General features: G+C 39.8%; 16 protein-coding genes, 2 tRNA genes and 1 rRNA gene. 16 read left to right on the top strand and 3 right to left on the bottom strand.

Annotated elements, in window-relative coordinates; genetic code table 11:
- The first annotated feature begins 125 nt into the window (after nt 1-125).
- Nucleotides 126-1070, top strand: a complete 945-nt coding sequence (gene tehA, locus A8M50_RS02390; protein WP_005643983.1) for a dicarboxylate transporter/tellurite-resistance protein TehA — start codon at nt 126-128, stop codon at nt 1068-1070.
- A gap of 52 nt (nt 1071-1122) precedes the next feature.
- Here the strand turns inward: tehA and tsaA are convergent, their stop codons facing one another.
- Entirely contained in the window at nt 1123-1842 is a 720-nt protein-coding gene (tsaA, locus tag A8M50_RS02385) for a tRNA (N6-threonylcarbamoyladenosine(37)-N6)-methyltransferase TrmO (RefSeq protein ID WP_005643958.1), read from the bottom strand.
- 61 nt (nt 1843-1903) lie between these two features.
- Between tsaA and menA the strand changes: the two genes are divergently transcribed.
- The 3 genes from menA (at nt 1904) to A8M50_RS02370 (ending at nt 4904) form a co-directional block, all read left to right on the top strand.
- Complete coding sequence (gene menA, locus A8M50_RS02380; protein ID WP_005643968.1) at nt 1904-2815, top strand: 1,4-dihydroxy-2-naphthoate octaprenyltransferase; 912 nt, start codon at nt 1904-1906, stop codon at nt 2813-2815.
- A 51-nt stretch (nt 2816-2866) separates the two neighbouring features.
- On the top strand, nt 2867-3364 hold the full coding sequence (gene rraA, locus A8M50_RS02375; protein WP_005643947.1) for a ribonuclease E activity regulator RraA: 498 nt from the start codon (nt 2867-2869) through the stop codon (nt 3362-3364).
- A 154-nt stretch (nt 3365-3518) separates the two neighbouring features.
- The gene (locus A8M50_RS02370) at nt 3519-4904 is read left to right on the top strand and encodes a DASS family sodium-coupled anion symporter (RefSeq protein ID WP_005643970.1); all 1386 of its coding nucleotides are present in this window, start codon (nt 3519-3521) and stop codon (nt 4902-4904) included.
- A 105-nt stretch (nt 4905-5009) separates the two neighbouring features.
- Here A8M50_RS02370 and folD read toward each other — a convergent pair whose 3' ends face one another.
- The gene (folD, locus tag A8M50_RS02365; protein ID WP_005643942.1) at nt 5010-5858 is read right to left on the bottom strand and encodes a bifunctional methylenetetrahydrofolate dehydrogenase/methenyltetrahydrofolate cyclohydrolase FolD; all 849 of its coding nucleotides are present in this window, start codon (nt 5856-5858) and stop codon (nt 5010-5012) included.
- 178 nt (nt 5859-6036) lie between these two features.
- Here folD and A8M50_RS02360 point away from each other — a divergent pair.
- The 9 genes from A8M50_RS02360 (at nt 6037) to htpX (ending at nt 13515) form a co-directional block, all read left to right on the top strand.
- Nucleotides 6037-6113 (top strand) — tRNA-Pro (locus A8M50_RS02360).
- A 48-nt stretch (nt 6114-6161) separates the two neighbouring features.
- Nucleotides 6162-6238: transfer RNA gene (locus A8M50_RS02355), tRNA-Arg, on the top strand.
- 110 nt (nt 6239-6348) lie between these two features.
- Nucleotides 6349-9120 carry an RNA polymerase-associated protein RapA gene (gene rapA / locus A8M50_RS02350; protein ID WP_005643937.1) on the top strand — a complete coding sequence of 924 codons (2772 nt, stop codon included), beginning with the start codon at nt 6349-6351 and terminating at the stop codon, nt 9118-9120.
- Between the two features lie 2 nt (nt 9121-9122).
- On the top strand, nt 9123-9782 hold the full coding sequence (gene rluA, locus A8M50_RS02345; RefSeq protein ID WP_005643973.1) for a bifunctional tRNA pseudouridine(32) synthase/23S rRNA pseudouridine(746) synthase RluA: 660 nt from the start codon (nt 9123-9125) through the stop codon (nt 9780-9782).
- Between the two features lie 26 nt (nt 9783-9808).
- Nucleotides 9809-10387: a rhomboid family intramembrane serine protease gene (locus tag A8M50_RS02340; RefSeq protein WP_005644012.1), complete on the top strand. Its 579-nt coding sequence runs from the start codon at nt 9809-9811 to the stop codon at nt 10385-10387.
- A gap of 29 nt (nt 10388-10416) precedes the next feature.
- Nucleotides 10417-11169, top strand: a complete 753-nt coding sequence (locus tag A8M50_RS02335) for a DeoR/GlpR family transcriptional regulator (RefSeq protein ID WP_005643940.1) — start codon at nt 10417-10419, stop codon at nt 11167-11169.
- A 127-nt stretch (nt 11170-11296) separates the two neighbouring features.
- Complete coding sequence (locus A8M50_RS02330) at nt 11297-12049, top strand: MlaA family lipoprotein (protein WP_005643994.1); 753 nt, start codon at nt 11297-11299, stop codon at nt 12047-12049.
- 57 nt (nt 12050-12106) lie between these two features.
- The gene (locus A8M50_RS02325; protein WP_005644002.1) at nt 12107-12496 is read left to right on the top strand and encodes a RidA family protein; all 390 of its coding nucleotides are present in this window, start codon (nt 12107-12109) and stop codon (nt 12494-12496) included.
- Between the two features lie 164 nt (nt 12497-12660).
- On the top strand, nt 12661-13515 hold the full coding sequence (gene htpX / locus A8M50_RS02320) for a protease HtpX (RefSeq protein WP_166666974.1): 855 nt from the start codon (nt 12661-12663) through the stop codon (nt 13513-13515).
- Nucleotides 13516-13559: 44 nt separating this feature from the next.
- On the opposite strand, the gene tusA is transcribed toward htpX, so the two are convergent.
- On the bottom strand, nt 13560-13799 hold the full coding sequence (gene tusA / locus A8M50_RS02315) for a sulfurtransferase TusA (RefSeq protein ID WP_005643933.1): 240 nt from the start codon (nt 13797-13799) through the stop codon (nt 13560-13562).
- Between the two features lie 115 nt (nt 13800-13914).
- Here tusA and A8M50_RS02310 point away from each other — a divergent pair, with 115 nt between their 5' ends.
- The 3 genes from A8M50_RS02310 to A8M50_RS02300 all read left to right on the top strand — a co-directional run.
- Entirely contained in the window at nt 13915-14535 is a 621-nt protein-coding gene (locus A8M50_RS02310; protein ID WP_005643953.1) for a YigZ family protein, read from the top strand.
- Nucleotides 14536-14537: 2 nt separating this feature from the next.
- Nucleotides 14538-16001 (top strand): TrkH family potassium uptake protein, encoded by a 1464-nt coding sequence (locus A8M50_RS02305; protein WP_005643930.1) that lies wholly within the window; start codon nt 14538-14540, stop codon nt 15999-16001.
- A 365-nt stretch (nt 16002-16366) separates the two neighbouring features.
- Nucleotides 16367-16855: ribosomal RNA gene (locus tag A8M50_RS02300) — 16S ribosomal RNA — on the top strand; the annotation flags it as partial.

Here is a 16855-nt window from a genome sequence, read left to right as displayed (position 1 = left end):
TTTATTCCAGAACAATAAGTTTGTTTCTTTATAGAAATTTCACAAAAATTTGAGATTTTTAGAAAAGTCTGTTGTTGATGGCTGTGCTACACTTCGCTCAAATTTTTCAAAATAAGGATAATATTATGAGTACAACAAAACCTTTTCCTCTTCCAACAGGATATTTCGGTATTCCTCTTGGTTTGGCGGCCTTATCTTTGGCTTGGTTTCATCTAGAAAATTTATTTCCTGCTACGCGAATGGTAAGTGATGTTCTTGGCATCGTAGCAAGTGCGGTCTGGATTTTATTTATTTTAATGTATGCGTATAAACTTCGTTATTACTTTGAGGAAGTTCGTGCAGAGTATCATTGCCCAGTTCGTTTTTCCTTTATTGCGTTGATTCCTATTACAACCATGTTAGTGGGCGATATTATTTATCGTTGGAATCCTTTAATAGCTGAAGTGATGATTTGGGTTGGTACTGTAGGACAGTTACTTTTCTCATCATTGCGTATCAGTGAATTATGGCAAGGTGGTGTATTTGAACAAAAATCTACTCGTCCTCCGTTTTATTTGCCTGCAGTAGCGGCAAATTTCACAAGTGCAAGTTCATTGGCATTACTCGGTTACCATGATTTAGGTTATTTGTTCTTCGGCGCAGGAATGGTTGCATGGATTATTTTCGAGCCTGTATTATTACAACATTTGCGAATTTCATCTCTTGAGCCGCCATTTAGAGCCACAATGGGCATTATTCTGGCGCCTGCATTTGTGGGCGCATCCGCTTATTTATCACTCAATCATGGCGAAGTGGATACTTTAGTTAAAATCCTTTGGGGATATGGATTCTTGCAATTATTTTTCTTATTGCGATTATTCCCTTGGATTGTGGAAAAAGGACTTAACATTGGCTTATGGGGATTCTCATTCGGATTAGCGTCTATGGCAAACAGTGCTATCGCTTTCTATCATGGCAATGTTTTACAAGGCGTGTCTATTTTTGCCTTTGTTTTCTCGAATTTAATGATTGGCTTATTAGTTCTAATGACAATTATTAAATTAGCTAAAGGGCAGTTTTTCTTAAAATAAGGCATTTAAATCGACTAAGGCAGGGATTCCCTGCCTTATTTACATATTCTATCTATTTGTCTTTTTCTATTTCAATCACTTCTACACAATTCACCGTGCCCGCTTTAATTCGCCATTTCACATTAAATTCGTACAAACTCATTCCATAAATACGATCACTTGGTTTACCTTGTTGATAGGCTGGACGAGGATCTTGCTCTAGCACTTGGCGAATGAAACGACTTAAGTGCGGTCGTTTTTCTTCTCGTTTTTTTACCGCACTTTTGGCTTGCTCGGTAAATTCAACAGTCAGTTTTACTGGAGGTTTTTCTTGGGCAAAGCTCGATTGCGCATTTGGCTCACTATCCGCATAGACAATATAGGGTTTGATATCGAAAATGGGCGTGCCATCCACTAAATCCACTGCACCTAAATGGAGAAAAACGTTACCGTTGATACATTCTACTTGACGTAATTCGACTTTGGATAAACCAAGAGGATTCGGACGGTGCGTTGCGCGTGAAGCAAACACGCCAACTCGTTGATTACCGCCTAAGCGCGGAGGGCGTACGGTGGGTTGCCATTTTCCTTGTTGGATTTGGTCGAACTGAAAAATTAACCAAAGGTGACTGAATTGTTCCAATCCTCTCACGGCTTCAGGTGAATTATACGGCGGTAAGAGTTCTACAATGCCTACACCATCTTCAACTAAATTAGGTTGGCGTGGTACGGAGAATTTTTCTTTATAAGGCGTGTGGATAATGGCGATAGGCGATAAGGTTAAATCATTCATAAATTGGGTGTCTTAGTGTAGAATACGCGGCCTATTGTAATCAAAAGTGCGGTCAAAAAAAATGACAAATGAAAAATTGAAAATATGGTGGGAAACGGCTCGACCGAAAACTTTGCCCTTAGCGTTGGCATCGATTTTTACAGGTTCGGCATTAGGTTATTGGGCGAATCCACAAGGTTTTAATGGGCTTGTAATGGCGCTTTGTTTACTCACGACAATTTTATTGCAGGTGCTTTCTAATTTTGCCAATGATTATGGGGATCATCAAAAAGGTTCAGATACTGAAGAACGTATTGGGCCATTACGTGGCATTCAAAAAGGCGCCATTTCAGCAAAAGAACTGAAATGGGGATTAATTCTAATGGTGGTGGCCAGTTTTCTTTCAGGAAGTTTCTTGATTGGTATCGCTTATGAAAACCTCTCGGATTTATTAGCTTTCTCTGGGCTTGGCATTTTAGCTATTGTTGCTGCCATTACTTACACGGTTGGGGCAAAACCTTATGGCTATATGGGATTGGGCGATATTTCTGTATTAGTCTTTTTTGGTTTGCTTGGCGTTGGCGGCACTTATTATTTGCAAACTCACAGTATTGATAGCCACATTATTTTGCCAGCTATTGGTTCTGGCTTATTGGCAAGTGCGGTATTAAATATCAATAATTTACGCGATATTGAACAGGATGCGAAAGCTGGCAAAAATACCTTAGCTGTTCGTTTAGGTGCATATAAGGGGAGAGTTTACCACTGTATTTTATTAAGTGTGGCGGCCTTATGTTATTTAGCATTTGTGGTGGCAACGTCCATTTCTTGGACAAATTATTTATTTGTATTGGCAATGCCGTTGTTAGCTAAACATGCGATCTTTGTTTATCGCAGTCAGCAGCCAAGTGAATTGCGTCCAATGTTGGCTCAAATGTCTATGATTTCGTTATTAATCAATATCTTGTTTAGTTTAGGCTTGCTTATCGGCTAAATCGGCATATACTAAAGCAAACAAAATTTCAACAATCGATAGGGGAAAGTTATGTTTATTGATACTTCAGAACTTTGCGATCTTTATGCAGAACAAGTGGATGTAGTGGAGCCAATTTTTTCAAGCTTTGGTGGCGTAAGTAATTTTTACGGTAAAGTCACTACGGTAAAATGCTTTGAAAGTAATGGATTAATTGCTGAAGTATTAGAAGAAAATGGCGAAGGTCGAGTGCTTGTCATTGATGGCGGTGGTGCGGTACGCCGTGGTTTGATTGATGCGGAATTGGCTCAACTCGCTGTTGATAATGGTTGGGAAGGTATTATTGTATATGGTGCAGTACGCCAAATTCAGCAATTAGAAAACCTCGATATTGGTATTCATGCCCTTGCGCCAATTCCTGTCAGTGCAGATGAAAGCACAGCTGGGGAGAGTGATGTTCCGGTAAACTTTGGTGGCGTAACCTTTTTCCCGGAAGATTATATCTACGCAGATCTGACAGGAATTATACTCTCGCAAGAGCCCTTAGATTTAGATGATTCGGACGAATAATACAAAAGAGCAAAAGTGCGGTGAAAAATAACCGCACTTTTTTTATCGAAATTTATTGCACTAGATCACATTTCTGAAAATTGAGCATTGCAACTTATTAACATTCATTTAACATTGTAGTCCGTTCGAGTTAGAACACTAACGGAGGAGCTTTATGACTGAGATGAAATCTTTCAAAAATCACAAAAATGGCATTATTTTTATTTTAGATATAGTGCTGTTTTTTGTGTTATTAAAAGTGCTACCTTATGAGCCAAAGGCCAGTGCTGGTTTAGCTTTATTGGCTTTTGTCGCAGTGCTTTGGTTAACCGAGGCATTGCATGTTACGGTTACCGCATTATTGGTGCCATTATTGGCGATTGCGCTAGATTTAGTGAGTACTAAGCAAGCTTTAGTGGCTTTTGCTGATCCTACAATCTTTTTATTCTTTGGTGGCTTTTCTTTGGCTACAGCCTTACATATTCAAAAACTTGATAAAATGATTGCTAATAAGATTATGGCGTTAGCGCGCGGTAATCTATTTATTGCCATTATTTATCTCTTTTTGATTACAGCCTTCCTTTCTATGTGGATGAGTAACACGGCAACTGCAGCCATGATGTTACCCCTTGCAATGGGAATTTTAAGCCAACTTGATCGTGAAAAAGAACATAATACTTATGTGTTTGTGTTGTTAGGGATTGCTTATAGTGCATCAATTGGTGGTATGGGAACCCTTGTGGGTAGTCCACCGAATGCGATTGTAGCAAGTAACCTGCATTTAACTTTTGCAGATTGGTTATGGTACGGTTTACCAATAATGATCATTTTGCTACCACTGATGATTGGTACGCTTTACATTATTTTTAAGCCAAAACTTCATATTAATTTTGAGCAATCTTTTGAAAGCATTGAAATGAATTCAGTGCGTGTATTAACACTTGTTATTTTTGTTGTGATTGCTTTAACTTGGGTATTTAGTGGGCAAATTAATCCTCTAATTTCAGGCTTACTTGGTTTGCAGAAAAATATTGCGAGCTTTGATAGTGTCGTCGCTTTATTAGCTGCTATTGTGATTTGTTCTACGGGCATTGCAAGCTGGAAACAAATTCAAGAAAGTACCGATTGGGGCGTATTAATGCTTTTCGGTGGTGGATTGACGCTAAGTGCGGTATTGAAGGATTCTGGAGCAAGCAAGATTTTAGCAGATAGCATTGTCTTTATGATTGAAGGACAACATTTCTATCTTATTGGCTTGTTAGTGGCAGCATTCATTATTTTCTTAACTGAATTTACCTCTAACACAGCAAGTGCGGCACTACTCGTCCCGATCTTTATTTCTATCGCCCAATCCTTGGGTATGCCAGAAATTGGTTTAGCATTAATTATTGGTCTTGGTGCATCTTGTGCCTTCATGCTACCAGTTGCAACGCCACCAAATGCTATTGTATTCGGTTCTGGTCAAGTGAAACAAAGTGAAATGGTAAAAGCTGGTTTCGTATTGAATTTAGTGTGTATCGTTGTGATTGCGACTGTCGGTTATATGTTCTGGTTGAACTAATTTAGATTTGATTATTTACTGAATTTTTTAGTGATTAAAATAAATGGGTTAAAGCGAATAAGGCTTTAACCCATTTTTCTTGTTATAGGATTTTTTTATACAGAGCTATTTGTTGTGTTCATAAGCGTAAAGCGTATTGCTCATTAACATTGCAACGGTCATCGGTCCAACACCGCCAGGAACGGGGGTAATATAAGCCGCTTTTTCGGCTGCTTTGTCAAACTCCACATCGCCTACTAATTTTCCATCTACACGGTTAATTCCGACATCAATTACTACCGCACTTTCTTTGATCCAATCTCCTGGGATCAAATTCGGCTTACCTACCGCGACGACAAGTATATCTGCTTGGCGAACATGGTTTTCTAAATCTTTGGTGAATCGATGAGTTACTGTGACGGTTGCGCCTGCTAATAATAATTCTAAAGACATTGGACGACCGACAATATTGGATGCGCCTACAATTACCGCGTGTTTGCCATGTAGGTCAATACCCGTTGTTTCTAATAGTTTCATTACGCCATAAGGGGTGCACGCACGTAAAGTTGGAATACGTTGACATAAAAGCCCAACATTGTAAGGATGGAAACCATCCACATCTTTTTTAGGGTCGATTCTTTCAATTATTGCTTCGGTATTAATTTGTTTGGGTAACGGTAGCTGCACCAAAATACCGTCAATACCTTCATCTGCATTAAGCTGGTCAATAACCGCTAACAATTCCTCTTGAGTGGTGGTATCTGGCAGATCATAAGATTTAGAGAGAATGCCAATTTCTTCACAGCTTTTACGTTTATTACCGACGTAGATTTGCGAAGCAGGATCTGCACCCACGAGAATGACTGCAAGCCCAGGTGCGCGTTTTCCTTGCTTAACGTAATGGGTGATTTTATCTGCCACATCGGCTTTAATTTTTTTTGAAAGTGCGGTACCAGAGATGATTTGTGCGGTCATTTGGCTGTCCTTTTGAATGATGGGAAAGAAAGCGTTTGCTATTTTAGCGGACAATGGTTTTTTTACAACGAAAAAGGTGGCGTTTTTCCTAAAGTGGAATAATTTTGAACAATTAAATTAAAAAATCAAAAAATTAATTGACTGAGATAAAAACAAACCTATAATTGACCGCACTCGTCGGCGAGTAGCGCAGCTTGGTAGCGCAACTGGTTTGGGACCAGTGGGTCGTAGGTTCAAATCCTATCTCGCCGACCACTTCTTTTATATTGTCTTGAAATTCCGTACAAAAGAAATCCTTTGAATGCGCCCTTAGCTCAGCTGGATAGAGCAACGCCCTTCTAAGGCGTGGGTCAAAGGTTCGAATCCTTTAGGGCGTGCCATTTATTTCTTTAATCCATTTTTTATTCTCTTTTATTAATTTCTTTTGCTATTTAAGCAAGCTACAATAAGCCCCCAAATTTTATCAATACAAATCAGAAAGAGAATTATTATGCCCTTTGCTATTGGTCAGCGCTGGTTGAGTGAAAGTGAAAACGCTTTAGGATTAGGTATCATTACCGCATTAGATCAAAGAACTGTCACGATTTATTTCCCAGCTGCAGATGAAACGCGTATATATGCTGCTGCACAAGCGCCTTTAAGCCGAATTGTATTTAGTAAAGATGAAACATTATCCCATCAAGCTGGCTGGCAAGGTGAGATTTTAGACGTTCAAAATATGAACGGTTTGCTATTTTATTTAGTTAAAAATCCACAAGGTGAAGATGTCATTGTGCAAGAACGTGATATTTCACCGATTATTTCTTTTAGCCAAGCAAAAGATCGCCTCTTTTCAGCGCAAATTGATCGCAGCAGTCATTTTGCATTGCGTTATCGCACGCTTTGTCATCAGCAAGCACAATTTAAATCGCCATTGCGTGGTTTACGCGGAACGCGTGCGGGTTTAATTCCTCATCAGATTCATATTGCATCTGAAGTCGGTAATCGAGTTAATCCTCGAGTGTTATTGGCGGATGAGGTTGGTTTAGGGAAAACCATTGAAGCAGGAATGATTTTGCAGAATCAACTTTTTGCTGAGAAAGTGCAACGTGTTCTTATTATCGTGCCAGAAACGTTGCAACATCAATGGATGGTGGAAATGCTTCGTCGTTTTAATTTGCATTTTTCACTTTTTGATGAAGAACGTTGCAACGATTTTGATCTTGATGCCGTTAATCCATTTACAACGGAAAGCTTAATTATTTGTTCGCTGAATTGGTTAGAAACGCATCCTAATCGAGTAGAGCAGGCGCTTGATGCTCAATTTGACTGTTTAATTGTGGATGAGGCACATCACCTCGTGTGGTCTGAATCTTCACCAAGTGCGGCTTATTTATTAGTTGAACAGCTTGCTTGCATCATTCCATCCGTCTTGTTACTCACGGCAACCCCAGAACAACTTGGGCAAGAAAGTCATTTTGCTCGTTTGCGCTTACTGGATCCAGAACGTTTCTTTGATTATCAAACCTTTGTGAAAGAACAGGAACGCTACCAACCTGTGGTTAATGCTGTTGAATCTTTGGTGGCAAATAAGGCATTAAGTGCGGTAGAAAAAAATCATATTTCTGATTTGTTGCTTGAACAAGATGTCGAGCCACTTTTTAAAGCGATTGCATCAAATAATGATGAGGAACAGCATCGTGCCCGTCAGGAACTAATTCAAGCCTTAATTGATCGTCATGGCACGGGGCGAATGTTATTCCGCAATACACACCAAGGCGTGAAAGGTTTTCCGCACCGTGTTTACCATCAAATTACACTCTCGGAAGAGAATAATAAAATTGATTGGCTGATTGATTTCCTCAAACTACATCGCGATGAAAAAATTTTTGTGATTTGTCAGACAGCGGCCACGACGATTCAGTTAGAACAAATTTTACGTGAACGTGAGGCGATTCGCGCCGCAGTATTCCACGAAAAAATGTCGATTATTGAACGGGATAGATCCGCGGCTTATTTTGCTGATTTAGAAAACGGCGCGCAGGTTTTACTGAGTTCGAGTATTGGCTCGGAAGGGCGTAATTTCCAATTTGCGGCAAATTTAGTGTTACTTGATTTACCGACAAATCCTGATTTATTGGAACAATGTATTGGCCGATTAGATCGTATTGGACAAAAACGTGATGTGCAAATTTATGTGCCTTGTGCGAAAGATTCGCCTCAAAGCCGTTTAGCGCGTTGGTACAATGAGGGACTCAATGCTTTTGAACAAACCTGTCCAATGGGAATGGCATTATTTTCGCAGTTTTCCGATGAGTTTGAAAAAGTGCGGTCAAATTCTACCGCACTTTCAGAGAATGAATTTTCTGAATTATTAAAACAAACTAAAACCGCTCGGGAAAAACTCAAGATTGAGTTAGAAAAAGGTCGCGATCGTTTATTAGAGCTAAATTCTCATGGCGGTGAGCAAGCACAAGCGTTAGCGGACCAAATTGCTGATGAAGATAATTCGCCTGAGCTTGTGAATTTTGCTTTAAAATTATTTGATATTATTGGCGTAGAGCAAGAAGATCTTGGCGCAAATAGTATTGTGATTAGCCCAACTGGGACAATGCTTGTGCCCGATTTTCCAGGTTTAAAAGAAGAAGGTGTGACGGTTACCTTTGATCGTGAACTTGCCCTTGCTCGCGAAGAAATGGAGTTTCTGACTTGGGATCATCCTATGATTCGCCAGGGTATTGATCTTGTTGCTTCTGGTGATATTGGCAAAGCCGCAATGGCATTGCTTGTGAATAAACAACTCCCAGCTGGAACCTTACTAATTGAATTGATTTACGTGGTAGAAAGCCAATCGCCAAAAGGATTACAGCTCAATCGTTTCTTGCCACCAACGCCTATTCGTCTGCTGCTTGATAACAAAGGAAATAACATTGGTGAGCAGGTTGCCTTTGAAACATTGCATAGCAAATTGAAACCACTTGGTAAAAATATTGCTAATCAAATGGTGAAAATGGCACGGAGCAATATTGAATCCTTGATCATGCTAGGCGATCAGCTCGTAAAATCTTTAGCTGAACCGATTATTGCCGAAGCTAAAAATCAAGCAGATCAACAATTAAGCGCAGAAATTAACCGTTTACAGGCTTTGCAAGCAGTGAATAAAAATATTCGCCAGAGCGAAATTGATATTTTGGAACAACAACGAATACAATCACTTGACGAGCTTTCTAAAGCAAATTGGCGTTTGGATTGCTTGCGTGTCATTGTGACGAACAAGGAATAAAAATGGCATTGATTGAATACAATCCGCCTCTTGAACCTTATTTAGATATTATTTATCAAGATAATCATTTGTGCGTGGTGAACAAACCTAGCGGTTTGCTTTCTGTACCAGGCAATCAACCACAATATTACGATAGCGCAATGAGTCGAGTAAAAGAAAAATTCGGCTTTTGTGAGCCTGCCCATCGTTTGGATATGGCCACCAGCGGAATTATTGTGTTTGCTTTAAGTAAGGCGGCGGATCGTGAATTAAAACGTCAATTTCGCGAACGTGAACCGAAAAAACATTATCAAGCGATCGTTTGGGGGCATCTAGAGAAAAATTATGGCGAGGTAAATTTGCCGATGATTTGTGATTGGGAAAATCGACCGCGCCAACGTTTGGATTTCGTTTTAGGAAAAAGAGCGGTCACAAAATTCGAAGTTTTAGCACGTTTGCCCAATAACAGTACTCGCGTGAAACTGACACCCGTGACAGGCAGATCTCATCAATTACGCTTGCACATGTTAGCATTGGGGCATCCAATTTTAGGCGATAAATTTTACTCTCATCCTCAGGCTAAAGCTATGTCGCCAAGATTATGCTTGCACGCAGAAGGATTGACGATTACACACCCCATTACAGGGGAAACAATGACCTTTAATGCGAAGTCCGATTTTTAAATTTGCGCAGAAGTATGAGATCACGAATGAAAAACTTTTTAGCTCAACAGGGAAAAATCACGCTAATTCTCACCGCACTTTGCGCGCTTATTTATATTGCTCAACAGCTAGGTTTTGAAGACGATATTATGTATTTGATGCATTACCCCGCTTACGAAGAGCAAGATAGCGAAGCGTGGCGCTATATCTCACATACATTGGTACATTTATCTAATTTGCATATTTTGTTTAATCTGTCTTGGTTTTTTATTTTTGGCGGAATGATTGAGCGCACTTTTGGTTCGGTCAAATTATTGATGTTGTACGTTGTAGCTTCGGCCATAACAGGCTATGTGCAAAATTATGTATCTGGCCCTGCTTTCTTTGGGCTTTCTGGTGTTGTATATGCTGTGTTGGGGTATGTATTTATATGCGATAAATTTAATCATCATTTATTTGATCTGCCAGAAGGTTTTTTCACCATGTTATTGGTGGGGATCGCATTAGGTTTTATTAGCCCCTTATTTGGTGTTGAAATGGGAAATGCAGCGCATATTTCAGGCTTGATTGTCGGCTTGATTTGGGGATTTATTGATAGCCAATTACGTAAAAATTCGCTACAGTAGGTGTGTTCAATTTGGATAAAGGATTCTCTATGAAGCAGTCGTTACGGCATCAACAAATTATTAAATTGGTGGAACAATCCGGCTATTTAAGCACGGAAGAATTGGTTGCTGCCTTAGATGTTAGCCCTCAAACGATTCGCCGTGATTTGAATATTTTGGCGGAATTAGATTTAATTCGTCGCCATCACGGTGGTGCGGCATCGCCATCTTCTGCAGAAAATTCTGATTACGTGGATCGTAAACAATTCTTTTCATTACAAAAAAATAATATTGCACAGGAAGTTGCGAAGTTGATTCCTAACGGTGCATCGTTGTTTATTGATATTGGTACGACGCCTGAGGCTGTCGCCAATGCATTGCTTGGCCACGAAAAACTTCGAATTGTGACGAACAATCTGAATGCTGCTCATCTTTTACGCCAAAATGAAAGTTTTGATATTGTCATGGCGGGCGGATCATTGCGAATGGATGGTGGAATTATTGGTGAAGCTACGGTGAATTTTATTTCTCAATTTCGCCTAGATTTCGGGATTTTAGGGATTAGCGCGATCGATGCTGATGGTTCATTATTGGATTATGATTACCACGAAGTACAAGTAAAACGAGCGATTATTGAAAGTTCACGTCAGACGTTATTAGTGACCGATCACTCTAAATTTACGCGCCAAGCGATTGTTCGATTGGGCGAATTAAGTGATGTGGAATATTTGTTTACGGATGATGTTCCCGAAGGAATTGTCAATTATCTTAAAGGTCAGAAAACGAAACTAGTTTTATGTTAGGAATGATAAAGTGCGGTAAAAATAATGTGTTTTTACCGCACTTTTTATATGTTTTATGGGCAAGATTTATTTTGTTGTTACTTGGCAAATTAGGTAGAATAAGTCCACATTTATATAAGGATTCAAAATGAAAATAAAGACGATTTTGACCGCACTTTTCGGCGTAATTGTGCTGACAGGTTGTGCAAATAAGAACGACACAAAACAAGCGAGTGAGCGTAATGATACCCTTGAAGGGTTCAATCGAACCATGTGGAAATTTAACTATAACGTTATGGATCGCTATGTGTTAGAACCCGCGGCAAAAGGTTGGAATAACTATGTGCCTAAGCCGATTTCCTCTGGTCTTGCTGGCATAGCCAATAATCTTGATGAGCCAGTAAGTTTTGTAAACCGCTTAATTGAAGGTGAACCGAAAAAAGCATTTGTTCACTTTAATCGCTTTTGGATTAACACTGTATTTGGTCTAGGTGGCTTCATTGATTTTGCGAGCGCAAGCAAAGAGTTACGCGTAGATAATCAGCGTGGATTTGGGGAAACTTTAGGTCGCTACGGCGTAGATGCTGGCACTTATATTGTGCTACCGATTTATAATGCAACAACGCCACGTCAATTAACCGGTGCGGTGGTTGATGCGGCTTATATGTATCCATTCTGGGAATGGGTGGGCGGTCCGTGGTCGTTAGTGAAATATGGTGTGCAAGCGGTGGATACTCGTGCGAAAAATATCGATAACGCGGAGTTGTTACGCCAAGCTCAAGATCCATATGTAACTTTTAGAGAAGCGTATTACCAAAATTTACAATTTAAAGTGAGTGATGGCAAATCAACAGAAAATAAAGAATCGCTTTCTGATGACGTGCTAAAAGAAATTGATTAATAAACAAAAAAGTGCGGTGAAAAATAACCGCACTTTTTATCAACCAAGGAGAAAATGATGACTCAAATTATTCATACTGAAAAAGCACCGGCAGCTATTGGCCCTTATGTTCAAGCGGTTGATCTTGGCAATTTAGTTTTAACCTCAGGGCAAATTCCCGTGAATCCTGCAACAGGCGACGTGCCAGCTGACATCGTTGCGCAAGCGCGCCAATCTTTAGAAAACGTGAAAGCGATTATCGAGAAAGCGGGTTTAACTGCCGCAGATATTGTAAAAACGACGGTTTTTGTGAAAGATCTTAATGATTTTGCAGCAGTAAATGCAGAATATGAACGTTTCTTTAAAGAAAATAATCATCCTAATTTCCCTGCTCGTTCTTGCGTAGAAGTAGCGCGTTTACCAAAAGATGTGGGATTAGAAATTGAAGCGATTGCTGTAAGAAAATAATTTTCTGTTTGGTAATTTCTGCTTAAAAGTGCGGTCATAAACTCGCATGTTTTTGACCGCGCTTTTTGTTTGTATGCTGATAACAAAAATTTTACATTACACCTTGAATTTTTTGTGAATTTTCCCCACTAAGGAAATACTTAACCCTAACTTTGAGAGAACACATTATGATGCGTATTCTTCTTTTCTTGGCAACCAATATGGCTGTAATGCTGGTATTAGGTATTATTTTAAGTGTGACTGGTATTGCAGGAAATAGCACCAGCGGCATTTTAATTATGGCGTTGTTATTTGGTTTTGCTGGCTCATTAATTTCATTATTCCTGTCTAAAACGATGGCATTACGTTCTGTAGATGGAGAGGTCATTACTCAACCTCGTAATCAAACTGAACGTTGGTTAATTGATACCGTTAGTCGCCAAGCACAGAAAGCAGGTATTCCCATGCCAGACGTGGCGATTTATCATTCGCCCGATGTGAATGCTTTTGCTACAGGCGCGACGAAAAGCAATTCTTTGGTGGCAGTGAGCACTGGATTATTAAACAACATGACGGAGGCTGAAGCTGAAGCTGTTTTAGCGCACGAAATTTCGCATATTTCCAATGGCGATATGGTAACGATGGCGTTATTGCAAGGCGTATTGAATACTTTCGTGATTTTCTTATCGCGCGTTATTGCAACAGCGGTGGCAAGTTCTCGTAACAATAATGGGGAAGAAACGCGCAGTTCAGGTATTTATTTCTTGGTTTCGATGGTATTGGAAATGCTCTTTGGTGTGCTTGCGAGTATTATCGCAATGTGGTTCTCACGTTACCGCGAATTCCGTGCAGATGCTGGTTCCGCAAGTTTAGTAGGCAAAGAAAAAATGATCATGGCATTGCAACGTTTGCAACAACTTCACGAACCCCAAAATCTCGAAGGTTCTTTAAATGCCTTTATGATTAATGGTAAACGCAGTGAACTATTTATGAGTCATCCACCACTCGAAAAGCGTATTGAAGCCTTACGCAATCTTTAATAATTACAAAAAAATCGGCCGCACTTTAATCACGGCCGATTTTTTTATCTTCCTTTTTTCACCCAATATTTGAATGGTGGTTTTTCCACTTCACTTTGCAGTAAAGTGTGATCCATAAATTGACAGAAACTTGGAATATCTCTTGTTGTTGCAGGATCGTCAGCAATAATCAAAAGTATTTCTCCATCGTTAAGATGACGAATATTTTTACGAACAAGCATCACCGGTTCTGGGCAACGTAATCCTAAAGTATCTAAGGTTTGTGTGATGGAAATTTCAGACATATTCTTTTTTCTTTTGAAAAATAGAGCCCTATCATACCGCACTTACGGCAAAATTTCGACAAATCCCAGTTATCAGTGATAGACTAGTGCTACTGAAATTACCTTGAAAAAATAAATGGCGGAATACCTCGTTCCTAAAAGTGCGGTTATTTTTGAAGAAGAAATTAAGAAAAGCCGTTTTATTACTTATTTACAGCACACCGAAGGTTTAGAAGACGCAAGAGCTTTTTGGGCAAAGATTAAACAAGAACATCCAAATGCTCGGCATCATTGTTGGGCTGCTGTAGCAGGCAAGCCAACAGATTCTCTACAACTTGGTTTTTCTGATGATGGCGAACCTGCTGGAACGGCAGGAAAGCCAATGTTGAGTGCATTGCAAGGTAGCCAATTAGGTGAAATCAGTGCGGTGGTAGTTCGCTATTATGGTGGTATTTTGCTTGGAACGGGTGGATTAGTTCGTGCTTACGGTAATGGCGTTCAACAAGCGTTAAAGCTGATTGAAAGCGAAGTTAAAGTTGAACGAATCCCTTTCAAATTAGATTGTGACTATGGTCAGCTAAGTTTGGTGCTACAACTTTGTGAAAAATATCAGGTTGAGATTTTATCTCAAGATTTTCAGGTAAATATTCATTTGATTTTAGGTATTAGTGAAAAAACAGTCGATGTTTTTTCTTCAGAATTAACGGAAAAGTCTGCGGGCAGATTAGTCATCCAACTTTTAGAGACAGGCGAATAATAGTGCATATTTTATCCATTATCCGAATTATTGGTATTCTTGTGATGTGTTTTTCGGGCACAATGCTGATTCCAGCATTTGTCGCTCTAATTTATGGCGATGGTGGCGGCAAGGCATTTATGCAGGCTTTTATGTTGAGCTTGACAGCGGGCACATTGCTTTGGTGGCCATGCCATCACCATAAACAAGAATTACGATCCCGTGATGGTTTTTTGATCGTTGTAGCTTTTTGGTTTGTACTTGGAGGTTTGGCTACTTTGCCGCTTCTGTTGTTTGATGCGCCACACTTAACGGTGGCATCTGCTGTATTTGAGGCCTTTTCGGGCCTAACAACGACAGGTGCCACCGTGATGACTGGATTGGATAATTTACCAAAAGCAATTTTGTTCTACCGACAGTTTTTGCAATGGCTTGGTGGAATGGGGATCATTGTGTTAGCGATTGCGATCATTCCCCTTTTAGGCATTGGCGGAATGCAACTTTACCGTGCAGAAATGTCTGGTCCAATGAAGGAGCAAAAAATTCGCCCACGGATTACAGAAACCGCAAAAGTTTTGTGGATGATTTACCTTTCTTTAACCTTATCATGCGCTTTAGCTTATTGGTTAGCGGGAATGAGTGTTTTTGATGCGATTACCCACAGTTTCTCTACTGTTTCCATTGGCGGTTTTTCAACGCATGATGCAAGTATCGGTTATTTCAATAGTCCATTAATTAACGGAATTACGGTTTTATTTTTGTTAGTTTCTGCTTGTAACTTTGGTTTACATTTCCGTGCTTTTTCAACGATTGGACGTGAAAATTTCTTCAAAATTTATTTACGTGATCCTGAATTTCGTTTTTTTATCAGTATTCAAGTTATTTTAGTTGTGGTTTGTACTTCAGTAATGTGGGGACACAGTTACTTTAAGACTTCATGGCAAGATTTTGAGCAGGTATTGTTTCAGGCAGTCTCTATTTCTACCACAACTGGTTACACTACGTCTGATTTTGCTGCTTGGCCATCATTTGTGCCCGTATTGTTAATCTCTGCATCTTTTATGGGCGGTTGTGCTGGATCTGTTGGTGGTGGTTTAAGAGTTGCGCGTGTATTAGTGCTTTACTTACAAGGAAAACGAGAACTCAAACGTGTGGTTCATCCTAATTTGGTTTATCCCATTAAATGGGGAAAAAATGTATTAGATGAAAGAGTGATTGGTAGTATTTGGGCATTCTTTTCGGCTTATATTTTAGTATTTTTAATTTGTTTACTTGGCGTCATTGCTTGTGGCGTTGAACCTTTCAATGCCTTTAATGCAGTGTTAGCGAGCATAAATAATTTAGGGCCAGGATTAGGTGCTGTTAGTAGTAATATGATCGCCATTCCAGATAGTGCCAAATGGATTTTAACTATCGCAATGGTATGCGGTCGCTTAGAAATTTTCACGCTTTTAGCATTATTTACGCCTGCATTCTGGAGATCTTAACTGAGGGTTAATTTTTAATAAATATTTCGAATTTTGGCCGCACTTTTGATGGATCCGTTTATATTTCCATCAAAAGATCATTTTTTTAAATATTTTTACAAAAAGTACTTGCAAGGGTTTTGAAAATCCCTATAATGCACCGCACACAACGACGCACTGTTGTGAAGTATTTAAGTTTCCACGTGCGTCGTTGTTTTTTGCTCTTTAACAATGTATCAGACAATCTGTGTGGGCACTTGTTGATTGACTTGTTTTAAAAATATTTTTAATTTTGAAGTCTTAATAGGTGCTTAACTGAAAATTCATAATTACTTTTTAAGTAGTGTTTTATTTATAGCTAAGCAGTATATTGAGCGATTGAACTTGAATTGAAGAGTTTGATCATGGCTCAGATTGAACGCTGGCGGCAGGCTTAACACATGCAAGTCGAACGGTAGCAGGAGAAAGCTTGCTTTCTTGCTGACGAGTGGCGGACGGGTGAGTAATGCTTGGGAATCTGGCTTATGGAGGGGGATAACTACGGGAAACTGTAGCTAATACCGCGTAGAATCGGAAGATGAAAGTGCGGGACCGCAAGGCCGCATGCCATGAGATGAGCCCAAGTGGGATTAGGTAGTTGGTGGGGTAAAGGCCTACCAAGCCTGCGATCTCTAGCTGGTCTGAGAGGATGGCCAGCCACACTGGAACTGAGACACGGTCCAGACTCCTACGGGAGGCAGCAGTGGGGAATATTGCGCAATGGGGGGAACCCTGACGCAGCCATGCCGCGTGAATGAAGAAGGCCTTCGGGTTGTAAAGTTCTTTCGGTATTGAGGAAGGGATGTGTGTTAATAACATACATTATTGACGTTAAA

Origin of the sequence: Haemophilus haemolyticus, assembly GCF_001679045.1 — a bacterium.
Taxonomy (GTDB): domain Bacteria; phylum Pseudomonadota; class Gammaproteobacteria; order Enterobacterales; family Pasteurellaceae; genus Haemophilus; species Haemophilus haemolyticus.
The sequence above is the reverse complement of the archived record's forward strand: the minus strand, read 5'-3'. Positions and strand labels throughout refer to the sequence as shown.

Bases quoted from the DNA above. Each gene is read 5' to 3' on its own strand.
- tehA (WP_005643983.1), top strand. From the start codon at position 126: ATGAGTACAACAAAACCTTTTCCTCTTCCAACAGGATATTTCGGTATT.
- tsaA (WP_005643958.1), bottom strand. From the start codon at position 1,842: ATGAATGATTTAACCTTATCGCCTATCGCCATTATCCACACGCCTTAT.
- menA (WP_005643968.1), top strand. From the start codon at position 1,904: ATGACAAATGAAAAATTGAAAATATGGTGGGAAACGGCTCGACCGAAA.
- rraA (WP_005643947.1), top strand. From the start codon at position 2,867: ATGTTTATTGATACTTCAGAACTTTGCGATCTTTATGCAGAACAAGTG.
- A8M50_RS02370 (WP_005643970.1), top strand. From the start codon at position 3,519: ATGACTGAGATGAAATCTTTCAAAAATCACAAAAATGGCATTATTTTT.
- folD (WP_005643942.1), bottom strand. From the start codon at position 5,858: ATGACCGCACAAATCATCTCTGGTACCGCACTTTCAAAAAAAATTAAA.
- rapA (WP_005643937.1), top strand. From the start codon at position 6,349: ATGCCCTTTGCTATTGGTCAGCGCTGGTTGAGTGAAAGTGAAAACGCT.
- rluA (WP_005643973.1), top strand. From the start codon at position 9,123: ATGGCATTGATTGAATACAATCCGCCTCTTGAACCTTATTTAGATATT.
- A8M50_RS02340 (WP_005644012.1), top strand. From the start codon at position 9,809: ATGAAAAACTTTTTAGCTCAACAGGGAAAAATCACGCTAATTCTCACC.
- A8M50_RS02335 (WP_005643940.1), top strand. From the start codon at position 10,417: ATGAAGCAGTCGTTACGGCATCAACAAATTATTAAATTGGTGGAACAA.
- A8M50_RS02330 (WP_005643994.1), top strand. From the start codon at position 11,297: ATGAAAATAAAGACGATTTTGACCGCACTTTTCGGCGTAATTGTGCTG.
- A8M50_RS02325 (WP_005644002.1), top strand. From the start codon at position 12,107: ATGACTCAAATTATTCATACTGAAAAAGCACCGGCAGCTATTGGCCCT.
- tusA (WP_005643933.1), bottom strand. From the start codon at position 13,799: ATGTCTGAAATTTCCATCACACAAACCTTAGATACTTTAGGATTACGT.
- A8M50_RS02310 (WP_005643953.1), top strand. From the start codon at position 13,915: ATGGCGGAATACCTCGTTCCTAAAAGTGCGGTTATTTTTGAAGAAGAA.